This window comes from Pseudomonadota bacterium, assembly GCA_018823135.1.
GTDB lineage: Bacteria > Desulfobacterota > Desulfobulbia > Desulfobulbales > CALZHT01 > JAHJJF01.
This window is the reverse complement of sequence record JAHJJF010000036.1, coordinates 1-16,617: the sequence shown is the minus strand read 5'-3', so window position 1 is coordinate 16,617 and position 16,617 is coordinate 1. Positions and strand designations below refer to the sequence as shown.

The following is a 16,617-nucleotide window of genomic DNA, read 5'->3' as shown; positions in this document are numbered from 1 at the left end:
GTTTCGGCCCGCAGTATACGCGGTCCAAGGGTTACGGAGCTGAAGCCGTTTTGGGTGGCAAGCGCAACTTCATCTTTTCTGAAACCGCCTTCAGGGCCGATGAGAAACAGTAAAGAATTCTGAGGATTCATGCTTTCAAGGGGATGAAGCTGATCAAGGGAACGACTGTTTTCGTCTTCCCAGAAGATTATCTTCCGGTCAAATTCATTGGCTGATGTCAGCAGAGATTGGTAATCCGAGATCGGCTGGATTTTCATGGGCACCGGACGGTTTGATTGTTTGCAGGCTTCAAAAGAAATCCGTTCCCATCGGGACAATTTATTGTCCCTGGTTTGTTTCGCGGTGCTGTGTGCGGAAACAAAGGGGAAAAGTGAATGGATACCCAGTTCGGTTGCCTTCTGGATGATCAGGTCAAACTTTTTGCCGGTAAGAAGGGCCTGGCCGAGGCAGACTTCCGGGCCGGTGGGTTTCGCTGGTTCTGAAGCGGTGATTCGAACTTCGACTTGCGTTTTAGCCAATTTTTCAATATCAGCCGTGTAGATATTGCCGCTGCCGTCAAAAAGCCGGATTGATTTTCCCGGAGCAAGGCGGAGCACGTTTTTAATATGATGCGCTTCCGTATCGGTGAGTATTGCCCGGTCGCCGGTTATTTTGTCTGGATCTACGAAAAAACGTCTCATGGTTGTTTTTTTGTGAAACGGATTGCAACCCACTCATCTTTATGGAGCCGGTCTTTGAGATCCAGCCCAACCTTGCAGTAGTGTCGGATAATATTGCTCTCCTGTTCCCCTTTGAGTATTCCGGAAAGAACGAGCTGGCCGTTTTGTTTGAGTCTGCAGGCCAGCACCGGCGCAAGTTCAATAAGCGTATCATGAATAATGTTTGCCAATACAAGGTCAAAGTCGGAATCCAGGTCGGTGAGGCTGTCGTCGCTTGCGGTGACTTTGCTTTCGAGATGGTTGTTGGCGATGTTGTCGCTCGCGGTCGCTACCGCATCCGGATCATTATCAAGGGCAACGACTTTCTTCGCCCCCAGAAAGGCGCAGGCCATGGCAAGAATTCCGGTGCCGGTGCCCACATCAAGCACTTTTGGCGGGAGATCATTTCCGGTATAGATCCGGTCGATATATTCAAGCACCATTTTCGTGCTCTGGTGCAAACCGGTGCCAAAGGCCATGCCCGGGTCAAGTTCGATTATGGTTTCATTATTCCCGGCAGAATACTCCTCCCATGAAGGTTTAACAGTGATCCGTTCAGTGATGCGGACGGTCTTGAAATGCTCTTTCCATTTCTGGCCCCAGTCGATTTCTTCCAGGCTTTCGGTGGCCACGGAAATCGGCGGATACCCCGGGAATAATTTATTCAGGTCCGTTAGATACGATTGCAGCTTTTGCTGTTTCCGGTGCAGGTCGGAATTGTCTTCCAGGTAACCGATAAGGGTTTCAGTGTTGTCGCTGGAATCACCAAGTTCAATTCCCGATTTGCAGAGTTCCGCGAGAAAGGTCGACAGGGCTTCGGTGAGAACCGCAGGGGCCTGGAGAGTAATTTTAATCCAGGATCTGGGTGGGCGGTGTTTGAATAGGTCTGATTGCATAGAGTTGTGGAAGTTAATACTCGATTATGGGGTCTTGTTTTTACAAAGCGGTTGATCCGCGGTGATGCTTTCGATTGTCCAGGGGGATTCGGCGTGAAATTCTTTGGTTCTTTCCGGACAGTTGTTCTGGTTGCAACAGGAGCAGCACGATGGTTCACAGGGGTCCAGATGAATCATTACGTCACCGTCTGCACCAAGGGTATCAAGCAATGCGCCGGCAACCCGTTTTTCAATGCTGTGGGCTTTTTGGAGCGGCAGGAAATTCGGCAGGGTGATATGCAGATCGATATGATGATAATTTCCTGAGCGTAGGACTCTCAGCTTATGGGGGCAGAGCCAGTTTTCATCTTCAATCAGTCTGAGGGCGTCAGTCACCCGGTCAAGGATTTCCGGGTCAGCTTCATCCATAAGATTTTTTATGGCTTTTCGTGTAAGCCGGAGCCCGGGAATGAGAATATTGATTGCCACCAGACAGGCAATGAGCGGATCAATCCAGAGAATGCCGGTGACCCGGACCAGAATCAGGCCGATTATTACTCCGGCGCTGGTATAAAAATCAGTCAGCAGATGATGGCCGCTGGCGACCAGTGCCTCGGATCTGGTTTTTCTGCCTTGATACAGCAGGTAACGGCCCTGAATAAAATTGACTATTCCGGCGCCCAGCAGGATGATAATTCCAAGGTCAAGACGTTTCGGGGCCTCCGGGGTGAAAAAAGACGGCACTGCCTCGATGAGGATGATAATTCCGGCAAGAAAGATCAGGCCGCCTTCAAGCCCGGCTGAGAATGATTCTATTTTTCCGTGACCGTATGGATGGCACTGGTCGGCCGGTTGGTTGCTTATTGTCAGGCTGAAAAGGAGAAAAAAGCTTGTGGTAACATTAATGATCGATTCAATTGCATCGGAAAGCGCAGCTTTAGATCCGGTAATGAAGAAGGCGATAAATTTGCAGATCAGTAATATGATGGAGATGGCAATCGTAAGGATTGCGGCGTTTTTTCCGGTTGTAGTATTTACCATGGCTCAAATGTATGATAGTTCCTTGTTGCAATCAATAAGATTCTAATGGATGGATTAAATAATGGATGAAGCAAAACTGAAAGAAATTCTTGAAGCGGTACGCGCCGGTGGTCTCAGTGTCGAGCAAGGGTTCAAGAGCCTCAAGCATCTGCCTTCGGAGTCATTGGAGTTTGCTTGCATCGATCATCATCGGCGGATCAGGACCGGTATGCCCGAGGTGGTTTTCGGTGAGAATAAGACCGCCGAGCAGATTGCCGGGATCATGAAAAGCTTGATGCGGGATTCTGCTGTGGCTTTGGCAACAAGGGTTGCTGCTGACAAGGCAAAAGCTGTGTGCGAAAATCTTGCCGGGCTGATTTATTACCAGGAATCCCGGATGCTGGTTGCCAATGAGGAAAAGGTTGCGGTGAATCCCGAGGCAAGAGGCACGGTGCTGGTAATCTCTGCGGGAACCTCGGACATGCCTGTTGCTGAAGAGGCGTTTATCACGGCGCGATGCCTGGGGAATCCCGTGGAAAAACTCTACGACGTGGGAGTTGCCGGAATCCATCGGCTTGTCTCACAGATGAAACTTATCGAAGCTGCAACGGTGCTGGTGGTTGTGGCCGGCATGGAAGGTGCCCTTCCCAGTGTTATCGGCGGTCTCACCGGAAAACCGATCATCGCCGTGCCCACCAGCGTCGGCTATGGCACTGCTTTCGGCGGCATAGCCGCTCTCCTCGGGATGCTCAACAGCTGCGCTCCAGGGGTTGCAGTGGTCAACATCGACAATGGTTTCGGCGCCGGCTGCATGGCCTCGGCCATCAACCGGGCCTGACCGGCAATAATTGTGATTCCCTATCAGTGACTGCCTTGTTGACATATTTTTGAATATAAGGATAGGATAGGAACAAAGACGGTTGAGTACCGACAAGTGCATCAAACGTCAGACAAAGAACATAGCCGGTCTTTGTTTCCTAGGAACCCTGGACATAAGGTGCAGGATGAAAGAGTGCTATTCCTTAACTGTACGATTTGTTTTCAGGGTGTATCTTTTTGTTGTTCCTCTCCTGCTCATGCAATTCTCTGCTGCTCCTGTTGCGGCTGCGGCAGAAACCTCCGGGTTTGACGTCCTTATCCTCAATTCCTATCATTCCGGTTATTCCTGGTCCGACGCAATCATGATCGGAATACGGGAAGGTTTTGCCGAAAGGGTTTTCTCCATCACGAAAAGGGGGATTAAATGACACAGCAAGACGTCCTCAACATATCATTACAGGATTGGGAACAAACATTCGACGCCATCACCGACTTCGTCTCGGTCCTTGACAGGGAATTCCGCATTTTGAAGGTCAACCGTGCCCTGGCCGAATTTCTCAAAACGACTCCGGAAAAGCTCATTGGAAGGCACTGTTATGAGATCATGCACGGGCGCACCTCCAACTGGGACGGTTGCCCGCATGAGCGCATGCTGATTGAAAAACGGCCTGTCACCCTGGAGGTGGATGATCCCTATATCGGCGTTCCTCTCCTGGTGACAGCATCACCCATTTTTAACGACAACGGTGACCTTATCGGGTCGGTTCACGTTGCAACGGATGTTTCATTTCTGAAAACCATGCAGAATAACCTGACCATCAGGAACCGGCAGATGGAGGCGTTGAACAATCTGAGCCGTCAGGCCATAAGAAATCACAGGTTGAGTGAAGTTATTCCCGTGGCATTGGCCGGCATCGAAAAGGCCTGCTCGCCTGATCTCACCCTTTTTTATCTGAAGAAGGGGCAGTGGCTGGAGCTTCATGGAGTTCTTCCGGAAAATTCGGAAAATCTGAATGAAAAAAAGCTGGTTGGCGAATGTCTCTGCGGTCTGGCAGCGGAAGAGGGCACGCCTGTCTTTTCAAATGATATTCACCAGGATGGACGCTGCACCCTCTCGGAATGCAAGGACGCGGGCATGCGTTCTTTTGCGGCCCTGCCGCTGGTGCTGGATGGGTCCATCATCGGCGTGATCGGCATGGCTTCCAGGGCGGAACGGGATTTTTCCGTTGAGCGACCGTTTCTGGAAATCTTGACGGCAACCGTCAGTGTGGTCTGCCAGAATTCTTTTTTAATCGAAAAGCTGGAAGAACAATCCGGGCTGCTGGAAGATAAAGTCAGTGAACGCACCGAGGAGCTTGAAAAGAGGAACAGCGAACTGGAAAGGCTGAACAGACTTTTTGTGGACCGGGAACTTAGAATGCTATCTCAAGGAAAAAATCAGGGAGCTGGAGCGGAAGGAGAAAGGCGTGAGCGATAGTTCATGACCGGACTGTATCGCGCATATCTCGCTTACGGGTTTACCGCGGTCTGCACTCCAGGCGGAAGTTTCAAGATTGCTTTGGCCTACTGCGACAGGACATCTGCATGAAAAAAAGCCTCTTCTTTTTTCTCATAATCAGCTTTGTTGCTTTATGTGTGTATTTGTTCAATGTTTTTTACGGCGAGGCTGAAAAAAACGCCATAAGGCAATTGAACGAACAGCAGCAGATACATGCCCAACAGGCGTCCCAGGGGATCGGGGATTTTTTTCAGACGTGGACGGGCATCCTGAATTCGTTCGCGAAGATGGATGAGATCATCAGCGTTGACGATGACGGCAAACGCCTTATGGCCCTGTTTTATGAGGCGCATCAGGAGCAGATCAGGTCGATAACCAGGGTGGATGAAAGGGGCCGGATACTGCATACGGTACCCCATAATAATTCGGCAGGAAGCGACATCTCAAGCCAGAAACATATGCAGGAAATCCTGCGGGATCACAAGCCCGTGGTGAGCGATGTGTTCAGGGCTGTCCAGGGGTTTGACGGAGTTGCGCTCCATGTGCCGGTGTTCAAGGGCACGGCGTTCAAGGGCACCATCGCCATCGTCATCGACTTCGAAAGCCTGGCCAAACGATATCTGGAAGCAATAAAGATCGGCCGGACTGGCTATGCCTGGGTGGCCGGGCACGACGGCACCATACTCTACAGCCCGGTCCCGGGGCTTGCCGGCAAATCCCTCTTTGATGCCTTCAGAGATTATCCCGCCATTCTCTCCATGGGCAAAGACATGCTCCAGGGTCATCAGGGAACCGCCACCTATATCTTTGACCGTATCGCTGATAAAACGGTGCAGCCGGTGAAGAAGTATGCCGTCTTCATGCCCATTCCAATCGTCAACAGTTTCTGGTCCATAGTCGTGGCCTCTTCCGAGGACGAGGTTCTCTCTTCTCTGGCTTCTTTCAGAAACAGGCTTTTTGGGGTTATCGGGCTGATTCTGTTCGGCGGTGTGCTTTTTTCGATAATCAGCGCCAAGGCCTGGCTGATAGTCGCTGAGGAGAAAAAGCGCCGGAAGGCGGAGGCGGAACTGCGGGAAAGCGAACAATACAATCGCCTGCTCTTTGCGTTATCCCCCATGGGCCTTGCCCTGTGCCGGATGGATGGCGCCCTGGTGGATATCAACCCCGCATACGCGGCGATCATCGGCCGGTCGGTGGAAGAGACCCTGCAACTGACTTATTGGGATATTACTCCCCGGCAGTATGCCGAGCAGGAACAGGTGCAGCTTGCCAGCCTTGAAAAAAACGGGCGTTATGGCCCTTATGAGAAGGAGTATCTGCACCGTGACGGTCATCTTGTGCCTGTCAGGTTGCAGGGAAGGCTCATTGAAAAGGAAGGGGAGCAGTTCATCTGGTCCAGCGTTGAGGATATTTCCGAGACAAAGAAATCAGAAAATGCGCTGCGTCGAAATGAGCGAGTGCTCCGCCTTTTTGTCGAACATTCTCCTGCGGCCATCGCCATGTTTGATCGCGATATGAAATATATCGTCGCAAGTCGCCGTTTTCTTATGGATTATGGCCTGGGCGACCAGGATATCATCGGGCGCTGCCATTACGAGGTATTTCCTGAGGTGCCCGAACGCTGGCGCGAAATCCATCGACGCTGCCTGGCCGGAGCGGTTGAAAATGCCGAGGAAGATCCCTTTCCGCGGACGGACGGCAAAACAGATTGGATACGTTGGGAAATCCGCCCCTGGTATGAAGCTGAGGGTGAAACCGGCGGCATCATTTTGTTTTCGGAAATAATCACCGAGCGCAAAAAGATTGAAGAAACACTTCGGTTAAGCGAGGAAAAATTCCGGAGTTTTGTAGAACAATCCTCTGAAGGAGTTTATCTGCTTGAGCTGACAGAGCCTATTCCCATAACAATGCCGGTGGAGGCACAGATAAAAGAGATTTACAAAGGGTATATAGCCGAATGCAATGACATTCAGGCAAGAATGTACGGGTACACCCGTGCTGATGAGTTGAAGGGGATTTCTCTTGGCATTCTGCATGGTGGTGTTGATAAACCGGAAAATATTGAATTCATCACATCCTGGATTCTTTCGAATTACAGGATAGTTAACGCTGAATCTGCAGAAGTTGACAGCACAGGCAACCAGATTTGGTTTTCCAATAATATCATTGGAATTGTTGAAAAGGTTATTTAACAAGGGTATGGGGTACTCAAACAGACATCACCGACCGCAAAAAGGCTGAAACGGAGCTGGAGCAACACCGTGAACATCTTGCGGAACTGGTAGGTGAACGTACTGCCGAACTGAAGGATAGTCAAGCCGCCCTCATTAATCTTCTTGAAGATGTGAACGAGGCCAAAAAAGACCTTGAGGGCGCCAATGCCAAGCTCCGCGAACTCGACCAGCTCAAATCCATGTTCATTGCCTCCATGAGCCACGAGCTGCGTACGCCGCTCAACTCCATCATCGGTTTTTCCGGCATCATGCTGCAGGGCATGACCGGCGAGATCAACGCCGAGCAGCGTGATCAGCTTGAAAGGGTCTTCCGGTCCGGCAAGCATCTCCTGTCGCTTATCACCGACGTGATCGACATCGCCAAGATCGAGTCGGGCAAAATACAACCCTTTGCCGAGGATTTTTTGCTTGGTGATGTGATCGATGAGGCCTGCGAAAGTATGAATATCCAGATATCTGATAAAGGTCTTGAGCTTTTGAAGATTATTCCGGAAACGCCCATTCATATGCACACCGACCGGCGGCGCCTGTTGCAATGTCTGCTCAACTTTTTGAGCAATGCGGTGAAGTTTTCGGCGAAAGGGAAGGTTTGTATAGAGGTGGCAGAGTTGCAGGTAAGCGAGCTAGCGAGACTCCGGAGTGGCAGAGGGACAGAGGGAGGAAAGGGAGAAGGGGGGGGTGGAATATCGAACACCGAACATCGAATATTGAATGATGAAGTGAAGAAACTTCCTCGGTTCGAAATTCCTTGTTCGATATTCTGCGGTTCGGTTGAGGAAACAACAGGGAAGAGGGGAGAAGAAGAACGTGGGGATGTTGTCGAAATCTCGGTCAGTGATACCGGAATTGGAATAAAGGAAAAGGATATGGAACTGCTTTTCGGCTCCTTTGTCCGGCTTGATACACCGCTCAAAACCACTACCCCTGGAACAGGGCTTGGTCTCTATCTAACAAAAAAACTGGCAACCGAAGTGCTTGGCGGCGAGGTCGGCGCGGCAAGCGAGGAAGGCAAGGGCAGCAGATTCTGGATCAGGGTGCCGGTGTTTTTGGAAGAAAGAGAAAAATAGGCACAGAGGCAGAAGGCAGAAGAGAGAGACGCAATGGTAGTTGTTATAAACAGAGTGCCTCTGTGCCTGTCTTTTTATAAAAGGAGAAAACCATGCCAACAGCATTGATCATCGAAGATACGCCTGACAACATGCGTTTGATATGTTATATTTTTAGCAAGAACGGCATCGACACCATTGAGGCGGAAACCGGTCAGAAGGGCATTGATCTGGCCCTTGCCGAACCCCGGCCCGATTTTGTTATTCTCGACATTCAGCTGCCTGACATGGATGGCAGCGACGTGCTCAAAGCCATCCGCAGGTCGGAAGCGAACGGCGGCATTCCGATAATCGCCATGACCTCATACGCCATGAGTGGTGACAAGGAGAATCTCATGGTCGCCGGCTGCACGGGGTATATCGAAAAGCCCATCGATCCCATGACGGTGATGGAGGAGATTCGGGAGATATTAAAAGAAAGGCACAGATGATTAAAAGAGAATGATGAACACCGAACATAGAATGTCGAAGGATGAATAACTTTTTGATTTGCACTCCGTATTTTGATAGAAAGGATGAGGAATGTCGAGGGAAAGCAGAGATTTTGATTTGGAGGAACGGTTAATAGATTTTGCTGTTCGGATCATAAGGACAGCGGAATCCTTGCCGAAAAACAGGGTTGGTAACCATATTGCGGGTCAACTCATACGAAGTGGGACATCTCCGGCCGCCAATTACGGAGAAGCGCAAAGTGCAGAATCCCGTTCCGATTTCATTCACAAAATGAAAATAGCTTTAAAGGAATTGCGGGAAACACGAATATGGCTGTTGATGATTGTTCGCGCAAACCTGATAAAACCCGTATCAAAAATTGAGGATCTTCTCAATGAAAACAACCAGCTGATTTCTATTTTCGTGGTGAGCATAACGACAGCGAGGCAGAACAACAAAAAAACTTCATGATTGGCTGTGAACCACCGAATAAAGACGGAAAATATAATTTTAACAACGAATACCGAATGATGAAGTAAAAAAACTTCTGCGGTTCGAAATTCAATATTCGATATTCAGCGGTTCGCTTTATCCGCCTCTGTGCCTTTTTAAAACTGGAGAAAAAATGAAAATCCTCATAGTTGAAGACAACCCGGATTCACGGCTCCTGCTCAGGAAGATGCTGGAAGGAACGGGACATGAAGTGACCGAAGCCGTACACGGTCTGGAAGCGCTTGATAATGCCAGGCATTCTCCACCGGAACTGATTATTTCCGATATCCTCATGCCGGTCATGGACGGTTTCAAGCTCTGTTATGAGGTGAAGAACGACCCGGCGCTTAAGGAAATTCCCTTTATCTTCTACACCGCCACATACGTGGATCTTGAAGATGAAAGGCTGGCCATGGGCCTCGGGGCCTCGCGTTACATCATTAAACCCATGGACCCGGCGGAATTCCTGAAGATCATTGAGGAGGTGCTGAAGGATGCCGAAAGCAATGAACTGCTGGTTCCTTATGAACCAATCGATGACCCGCCGCATCTCTTTCGAAAGTATGATGCGAGTATTTCAAAAAAACTTTCACAGAAGGTCAGGGAGCTCGACCTCTACCAGAAGGTTTTTACAAGCACCCTTGACGGAGTGCTCATAACCAACAGTGACGGCGTGATCCGTGAACAGAATCCATCGCTTGCTGTAATGTTCGGGTACAGCAGCGATGACCTGAGCGGTCGGACGCCGGCGCTCTTTCTTGGCAACGATGTCTATCGGCAGGGCATTGCCGGCGCAGGTCGGGGAACGCCGGTAACCGGGGCGTGCGAGACAGAGACCCGTGACGGCACGAGGATTATGGTGGATTATTCGGTGGCCGAGCTGCATGACGAGCGGGGCCAGATTATTGCCCTGGTGTGGACGATCATGGACACAACCAGGCGTTGCGAAGCCGAGGCTGGTCAGAAACTCTTCCGCAGCCTGGTGGATGCCTCAAACGACGCCATCTTTGTCATTGATGCGCAATCCAGCCGCCTTATCGATGTCAACCAGCGGGCCTGCCTGAGGCTCGGGTACAGCCGGGATGAACTGCTCGGCATGCGGGTTATCGATCTGGATTTCAATTTTACGGATATGGGTTTATGGGGAAAACATCTGGTCGAGCTGGATCTGCATCCTGAAACCCTTATCGAGACTCAACACCGCCGGAAAGACGGTTCGGTTTTTCCGGTTGAAGTGAGCATTGTGCGTACCAGGGAGGCCGGGGAGGATCTCATCATGGCCGTGGCCCGCGACATCACTGAACGCCAGGAATCCGAGGCGCGTGAATTAGCGTTCCAGAGGGAGTGGGAAAAGACCTTTGACGCCATTGACGACATAGTAACCCTTCAAGACAAGGATATGCGCATTACCCGTGTCAACCGGGCCACCAGCAGGGTGTTCAACATCGAACCATCCAGACTTCTCGGAAGGCGTTGTTACGAGATATTCCGGGAAGAACGAGAACCCTGTGAGGGGTGCCCAATTCCCCATGCCCTAAAGAATTTTGAGAGTTACACCGCGGAAATCGAACATAAAAATCTCGATAAAACATTCATGGTTACCGCCTCGCCTATTCTTGATGAATACGGCGAGATATCGAGCATTGCCCATTTTGCCAGAGATATTACCGAGCAGAAAAGTCTTACCACACAACTTCTCCAGGTTCAGAAGCTTGAGGCCATCGGCATACTGGCCGGCGGCGTGGCCCATGATTTCAACAATATGCTTACTGCCATCCTGGGGTATCTGGAGCTTGCCATGGGCCGCATGGAGCCGGGCGAACCAGTTATGGATGAACTGCGTCAGGTTGAAAGCGCTGCAAACCGCGCCACCAATCTGGTCAGGCAGCTCCTGCTCTTCAGTCGTAAGCAACCCATGGAATTCATCTCCCTCAATCTGAACAAATCCATCGCTGAAGTACTGAAGATGCTGCAGCGGATTATCGGCGAAGACATCAAGCTGGAGACGGAATTCGATCCGGAATGCTGGGAGATTTCCGGCGATCCCACCAATATCGACCAGGTGATTATGAATCTTGCGGTCAATGCCAGAGATGCCATGCCCTCTGGAGGCAGGCTCACCATCAGGACGCAGAATGTTGCCCTGGACAGGGAATACTGCAAGGTGTATCCGGAATCCAGACCCGGAGAATTTATCTGCGTTACTGTTGCCGACAGCGGCCAGGGCATGACCGATTCGGTGCTCAAACAGATATTCGTGCCGTTTTTTTCCACCAAGGGCGAGGGGCGCGGGACCGGACTCGGCCTGGCGGTGGTGTACGGCATTATCAAGTCCCACCGCGGCTGGATTAATGTTTACAGCGAACCGGGGCTGGGCACGAGTTTCAAGATTTATCTTCCAAGAGCTTCCGAGGTATTCTCCGAACAGGACAAAGAACAGGATGTCGGTTTTGCGACGCTTCAGGGAAAAGGGGAAAGAATATTGGTGGTCGAGGATGACAAACCGATCAGGAATCTCATCGCTAATGCCTTGCAGCGTAACGGCTATTCCGTCAAAAGCGCCGGGAATGCCGAAGAGGCGATTGAGATTTTCGGCGGCGGGGGTAATTTTGACCTGGTGGCAACTGATGTGGTCATGCCCGGCATGACAGGCCTCGAGCTGGCTGATCGTCTCCTGGCGATTACTTCGGGTCTGCCAATTCTTGTATGGAGCGGTTATACGGACAAGAAATCTCAATGGCTCCGGATTAAAGAAAAGGGGTTTTCATTTCTGGAAAAGCCTTTCCTCATGAAAAATCTGCTGCAGACAGTCAAGGACCTCCTGAAGGATTGATTGCAGCCGTATCTCGAGAAATTGAAACGGTTTGTTTTTTTGCCGGTTATCGTCGTGAAGACATCTTTCATTCCTGTTGCCGAAAAAAATAATATGTCACAGAGGATATTACCCGGAATGCTGACCATCTTCATCCCGGGTTTTCCGTGGGAGGCACCGACAACGGTATCGGCACCGGCTGCAGCGATCAACGGCGTTTAAGTTTCTGCTCCTTAGATACTCCCTCGAAAAATCATAAAGAATAAAGCCGCAATCTGTTTTCGGATTCAATGATCTGTTATCCCTGAATTTTTAATATAATTGCATAAAAATATATTTGATCTTTGGCCAGTTTGTTTGATAGGATGAACATTGCAATGTTCAACTTGTTGTGGTTTTTTATAAAATATTCAATGCGGAGGAGAGCATGGAAAAAAGCAAAGTGACTGTCAAGAAACTTCTGTTTGCGGGATTCAGCTTTGCCGGTGTCATTTTCTTAATTGTCAGCGGTTTGTCTTTTTTTCAATTCGGAAGAAATGCAGGGAATGTGAAAGTCTTGTCCGAGATTGACATTCCTATTGCCCTTACCCTTGAGTCCTTGAATACGCAAATGCTTCTGCACCGGCGTTATGAAAAAGATTTTTTTCTCAATATCGGCAATCCTGAAAAACAGGACGGTTATGTGAAGAAATTTGAAGAGGTGTCCGGGCTGATAGGGCTAAAATTAGCGGATCTTATTCAGTTTATGGAAAAAGATGATGAGATTACTGCACAGGATTTGGACAAAGTAAAGGCCCTTCCCGGCCATTATGAAAAATATAAAAAAGGATTTCTTGCTGTTGTCGGGAAGATCCGGGCGGATTCGTCGATAACTCCCCAGCAGGGCAACAAAATGATGGGCGACTACAAGGATGATATTTATGACCTTGAAAGCGCGATTGATGAACTGCTCCCAAAAGCTGAAGCAATGGTTGAAGGGGGCATGCACGATCTGGTTACATCTGCAGGTACAATTCGTACGATACTTCTTGTCAGTATTCTGGCCGGCCTTGTTCTGTTTATCTTGATCGCTTATTTCTCCGGTCGGTTAATTATTTCCCGACTTGTTCGTGCGGTTGAAGATCTCAGGGGTATTGCCACCGAGCTGGACAGTGCCTCAAGTGGCATTGCCGAAGGCAGCCATTCCCTGGCCGAAGGCGCATCTGAGCAGGCGGCAGGAATCGAAGAAACCTCTTCTTCCATGGAAGAGATGGCGGCGCAGACCAAACAGAATGCCCAGAATTCAGCGCAGGCTGATTCCATTATGACCGAAACCCGCCAGATAGTGGCGCAGGCGAGCAGCTCGATGAATGAGCTGATCAGTTCAATGGGTGAAATTTCAAAGGCCAGCGAAGAGACCTCAAAGATTGTTAAAACCATTGACGAGATCGCTTTCCAGACGAATCTCCTGGCCTTGAATGCAGCGGTGGAAGCGGCCCGGGCCGGTGAGGCCGGGGCCGGTTTTGCAGTGGTTGCCGACGAAGTGCGGAACCTTGCCATGAGGGCTGCCGACGCTGCCAGGAATACTTCTGATCTCATTGAGGCCACGGTCCAGAAAGTGAAAAGCGGCGAGACATTGGTCGGTAAAACAGCTAAAGAGTTTGCAAATGTTTCCGATAAAACCGCTAAAGTCGCAACCCTGATGACGGAAATCAAGACCGCTTCCGATGAACAGTCAACCGGAATCAACCAGGTGAACATGGCTGTTACTGAAATGGACTCTGTGGTGCAACGCGTGGCCGCGAATGCAGAAGAGGCCGCAAGCGCAGCCCAGGAGATGGGGGCACAGACCGAATCCCTGCTCGGAGCCCTTGAAGAAATTTCAAATCTTGCCGGGATTAACTGGTCTAAAACTTCGGCCGCGGGCAAGGGTTCCGGATTTAAGCCAAAATCAATGGCACCCCGGTCATCTGGGCTTTCATCAAGGAAGGTAACGGCGAAATTGCCGGCGCCTTCGAAAGCCGATGCCAGGTCCAAGGGGAAGGCTTCAGGAAAGGCCGGGAAAAAACCTGAAGACGTAATCCCCTTTGACGATGACGATAAATTCGAGGATTTCTAATGGAAAAAAAATTCCATACCTAAGCTGTAATGGTTTGTGCCTCTGTTTCTCCAGTTGTATTTCCGGGGGTGTGGTTCTTATCGAGTTTCAATTTTTTACTGCCCCATGGAATGGATTGCGGGATAATATTTTTCCTTCGTATTCAGACAGGATCTCAATTCATCGGCAAAGTCCTTGGATCCTCTGTCATCATAAAATCGGATGGCAATATTCACCATTCCAGTGTCACCGAATCCCGCCCAGGCGTGAACGTCATTAACGAGTTCCGTTCTGCCGCTGTTGAAATAATCCAGCGCTGTTGAGTAATCACCTTTGAGGGCATATATCTCGCCGAGATAGAAATCAGCGGGGAATGCCCCGTAATGAGCCCGGAAAATTTTTAAGTATTCAATGGCGTTGTCAAGTCTCCCTGCTTTTTTCATGGCCTGGGCAAGCTTGAATTGGCCATGGGCCATTTCCGGGTTGAGTTCATAGCCGCGTGTGAAAAACTTTTCCGCAGCATCAAGTCCTTTATCGGTAAGGATTGACGCTCCCAGTTCAGGCAGGCCATAGCAGTAGTTCCTGTCTTGCAGGCAGGCAGTTTCGGCAAACCTGAAGGAGTGGTCTGCTTTGCCGATTCCTTTCAATCCCTGGGAAACATACATCAGGATCCCGGGATCAGGCTCGTTTTGTTTAGCCATTGGTCCGAGATCAGTCAATAGCGCATTGTATCTGCCCATCATATTAAGGAGTTCGGCGCGCTGCAGGGTGGCATAGCGGGACGGCAATTCCGGATAGGTGAGCATGTCGGGATTCTTGATGAGGTCAAGGGTCAGGTCGCCGATCCATCGATGGTGAGTATTGAGGTGACCTCCGTTAACCGAGTAAGCAAAAAACAAATCTTTTATCCTGTATTTTTTTGTGAAAAGAGCACTCATGGCCCGATGGACCGACTCAGTTATTTGTTCTCTATAGGAATCAGCCATTACCGGCGCGAAATCAACATCAATACTCAAAACAACTTGTTCGGTGATATCGGGCATTGTTTCAAGTCCGCAGATATTGAGAGGACTATCATCCATGAGTCCACGGAAACACCCTTGGGTAAACGTGAAACTTTCAATGTCTTTATCCGTGAAATTGTAATTTTTAAGAAGGGAGGTCATCTGCATTTCAGGGTTTTGGGATTGGAAGAAATTCCAGGGGATGATCCAGTATACTTCTCTGATGATTCCAAGCTTGCATGCGGCATAGAGGAAATTGCTGTCAGCAACCTTTGCCGATAGGGGGTGAAAATTTTGTTTGCCTGACTGCAGATTTATTGAGTTCAGTAACTCTCTGAGCTCATTGATTTTAACTTCTGAAATTCTTGTAAGGTCATCATGGGCGTCCAGATTAACGAGAATTGCGTTTGTTATTCCTTGTTCAGCCCATTGAGACAAAGCGAATTTATGATCTTCAGCAACGTGAATTCGTTCGATGGGGTCATCCCCTAGGACAGGGTGCTTGCGGTAATTTATTTTTTTGATGCCGTAGCCACAGAGCACTGTTGCGAAAATGAGGGACAGAATTATTGTTGCAAAGAAACCGGGGGAGGGCCGTTGTTGATTCAATGAGAAACCTTTGAAATAATTGACTACTTCATTGTCAAATTAATTGATATTACTAGTGAAATATTTTTTTCATGGTAGGTTGTTTTTGGAGAATTCTCAAGTGAAAAATGGGTAAAATTTCTGCGAGGAGAAAAGTTCTGTTGAAAGTTTTGATGGGTGATTGGTTTATGTGGGTGATTGTCTTCTGATCTGTTGTAACGGCCCTGGAGGTTCATGTATTTTCAAACTGCCTCACTGCCTGCAGGAGCGGATCTCCAAGTCAGCACAGTAAGGGAAGGACGTCGTTGCCTCCCCTTCGAGCATTTTATCGGCATCACAGGAGGAAGCCCTGGCGGCTGAAACGTATTGGTAATCACCTAAAAAAATATACATATAGGGCAGGGAGGCTGAAAGTGTCCTGATCTTGTCATTATTTTTCTGGAGTACCTGTGGCTAATAGTTTTTGCCGAACCCGTTTTGGGGCAAATTGTAGCAAAAGATAGATTTATTCTGTAAATGAACAGGGACAGTGAGTGTTTATTCCCTTCAAGGGGGTTGAAGAGGTGCCCTCAAGGGGCGCATTCTCCAGATAATGAAGTCTTGCTTATCTTTTGCGGGAAGCTTCAATGTATATATACATTAATTTTGGTCCATCTCTTTCCGCTTTAAACAACCCGTTATTATTTTTTAAGAAAGTAGAAAGTATTCTGTTGACAACGGAGAGAGCATGGATTAGTTTGCCGGTCTCTTTTTTGTGAGCGAAATTGCTTCAAATTAAAGGGCACGATCAAGCGTACATTGCTTGACACCATCGGTAAAAACAGTATATATAAAGGTTTGCCAAAAGCGTCGGCTTCGAGTTGGCGTCAACGATAAAATTGTTGAAATGGCAAGAGGGATCTTTGAGAACTGAATAGCGAAATGAACAGGACAAGCAGTAAGAAGTAAAGCATTATTTTGAG

15 protein-coding genes are annotated in these 16,617 nt (G+C 49.2%); 10 read left to right on the top strand and 5 right to left on the bottom strand.

Annotated elements, in window-relative coordinates; translation table 11 throughout:
* From KKE17_03180 to KKE17_03170, 3 genes are all read right to left on the bottom strand, one after another.
* Positions 1–680, bottom strand: a 680-nt coding sequence (locus tag KKE17_03180) for a 16S rRNA (uracil(1498)-N(3))-methyltransferase (protein MBU1708986.1), incomplete at its 3' end; no start/stop codon positions are given.
* Positions 677–1,594, bottom strand: a complete 918-nt coding sequence (gene prmA, locus KKE17_03175) for a 50S ribosomal protein L11 methyltransferase (protein MBU1708985.1) — start codon at positions 1,592–1,594, stop codon at positions 677–679. The genes prmA and KKE17_03180, both read right to left, overlap by 4 nt.
* Positions 1,595–1,618: 24 nt before the next feature.
* Complete coding sequence (locus KKE17_03170; GenBank protein MBU1708984.1) at positions 1,619–2,614, bottom strand: cation diffusion facilitator family transporter; 996 nt, start codon at positions 2,612–2,614, stop codon at positions 1,619–1,621.
* Between the two features lie 61 nt (positions 2,615–2,675).
* On the opposite strand from KKE17_03170, the gene larB reads away from it, so the two are divergent.
* The 10 genes from larB (at position 2,676) to KKE17_03120 (ending at position 14,084) form a co-directional block, all read left to right on the top strand.
* Positions 2,676–3,431, top strand: a complete 756-nt coding sequence (larB, locus tag KKE17_03165) for a nickel pincer cofactor biosynthesis protein LarB (protein MBU1708983.1) — start codon at positions 2,676–2,678, stop codon at positions 3,429–3,431.
* Positions 3,432–3,597: 166 nt separating this feature from the next.
* Positions 3,598–3,840 (top strand): hypothetical protein, encoded by a 243-nt coding sequence (locus tag KKE17_03160; protein MBU1708982.1) that lies wholly within the window; start codon positions 3,598–3,600, stop codon positions 3,838–3,840.
* Positions 3,837–4,889 (top strand): GAF domain-containing protein, encoded by a 1,053-nt coding sequence (locus tag KKE17_03155; GenBank protein MBU1708981.1) that lies wholly within the window; start codon positions 3,837–3,839, stop codon positions 4,887–4,889. Before KKE17_03160 ends, KKE17_03155 begins: the two co-directional genes overlap by 4 nt.
* 107 nt (positions 4,890–4,996) lie before the next feature.
* A complete protein-coding gene (locus KKE17_03150) occupies positions 4,997–7,102 on the top strand; it encodes a PAS domain S-box protein (protein ID MBU1708980.1) in 2,106 nt (701 codons plus the stop codon).
* 152 nt (positions 7,103–7,254) lie between these two features.
* Entirely contained in the window at positions 7,255–8,211 is a 957-nt protein-coding gene (locus tag KKE17_03145) for a HAMP domain-containing histidine kinase (protein ID MBU1708979.1), read from the top strand.
* Between the two features lie 92 nt (positions 8,212–8,303).
* Positions 8,304–8,681, top strand: coding sequence for a response regulator (locus KKE17_03140; GenBank protein MBU1708978.1), 378 nt, complete (start codon positions 8,304–8,306; stop codon positions 8,679–8,681).
* 91 nt (positions 8,682–8,772) lie between these two features.
* Positions 8,773–9,153 carry a four helix bundle protein gene (locus KKE17_03135; protein ID MBU1708977.1) on the top strand — a complete coding sequence of 127 codons (381 nt, stop codon included), beginning with the start codon at positions 8,773–8,775 and terminating at the stop codon, positions 9,151–9,153.
* 154 nt (positions 9,154–9,307) lie between these two features.
* The gene (locus KKE17_03130; GenBank protein ID MBU1708976.1) at positions 9,308–12,007 is read left to right on the top strand and encodes a PAS domain S-box protein; all 2,700 of its coding nucleotides are present in this window, start codon (positions 9,308–9,310) and stop codon (positions 12,005–12,007) included.
* 54 nt (positions 12,008–12,061) lie between these two features.
* Positions 12,062–12,208 carry a hypothetical protein gene (locus tag KKE17_03125; protein MBU1708975.1) on the top strand — a complete coding sequence of 49 codons (147 nt, stop codon included), beginning with the start codon at positions 12,062–12,064 and terminating at the stop codon, positions 12,206–12,208.
* Positions 12,209–12,413: 205 nt separating this feature from the next.
* Entirely contained in the window at positions 12,414–14,084 is a 1,671-nt protein-coding gene (locus KKE17_03120) for a hypothetical protein (GenBank protein MBU1708974.1), read from the top strand.
* 95 nt (positions 14,085–14,179) lie between these two features.
* Here the strand turns inward: KKE17_03120 and KKE17_03115 are convergent, their stop codons facing one another.
* Positions 14,180–15,676, bottom strand: coding sequence for a hypothetical protein (locus tag KKE17_03115; protein MBU1708973.1), 1,497 nt, complete (start codon positions 15,674–15,676; stop codon positions 14,180–14,182).
* A gap of 753 nt (positions 15,677–16,429) precedes the next feature.
* Positions 16,430–16,617, bottom strand: a 188-nt coding sequence (locus tag KKE17_03110) for a hypothetical protein (protein MBU1708972.1), incomplete at its 5' end; no start/stop codon positions are given.

Excerpts from the sequence above, each read along its gene's own strand:
- larB (MBU1708983.1), top strand. The coding sequence starts at position 2,676 with ATGGATGAAGCAAAACTGAAAGAAATTCTTGAAGCGGTACGCGCCGGT.
- KKE17_03130 (MBU1708976.1), top strand. The coding sequence starts at position 9,308 with ATGAAAATCCTCATAGTTGAAGACAACCCGGATTCACGGCTCCTGCTC.
- KKE17_03140 (MBU1708978.1), top strand. The coding sequence starts at position 8,304 with ATGCCAACAGCATTGATCATCGAAGATACGCCTGACAACATGCGTTTG.
- KKE17_03150 (MBU1708980.1), top strand. The coding sequence starts at position 4,997 with ATGAAAAAAAGCCTCTTCTTTTTTCTCATAATCAGCTTTGTTGCTTTA.
- KKE17_03135 (MBU1708977.1), top strand. The coding sequence starts at position 8,773 with ATGTCGAGGGAAAGCAGAGATTTTGATTTGGAGGAACGGTTAATAGAT.
- KKE17_03155 (MBU1708981.1), top strand. The coding sequence starts at position 3,837 with ATGACACAGCAAGACGTCCTCAACATATCATTACAGGATTGGGAACAA.
- prmA (MBU1708985.1), bottom strand. The coding sequence starts at position 1,594 with ATGCAATCAGACCTATTCAAACACCGCCCACCCAGATCCTGGATTAAA.
- KKE17_03160 (MBU1708982.1), top strand. The coding sequence starts at position 3,598 with ATGAAAGAGTGCTATTCCTTAACTGTACGATTTGTTTTCAGGGTGTAT.
- KKE17_03170 (MBU1708984.1), bottom strand. The coding sequence starts at position 2,614 with ATGGTAAATACTACAACCGGAAAAAACGCCGCAATCCTTACGATTGCC.
- KKE17_03120 (MBU1708974.1), top strand. The coding sequence starts at position 12,414 with ATGGAAAAAAGCAAAGTGACTGTCAAGAAACTTCTGTTTGCGGGATTC.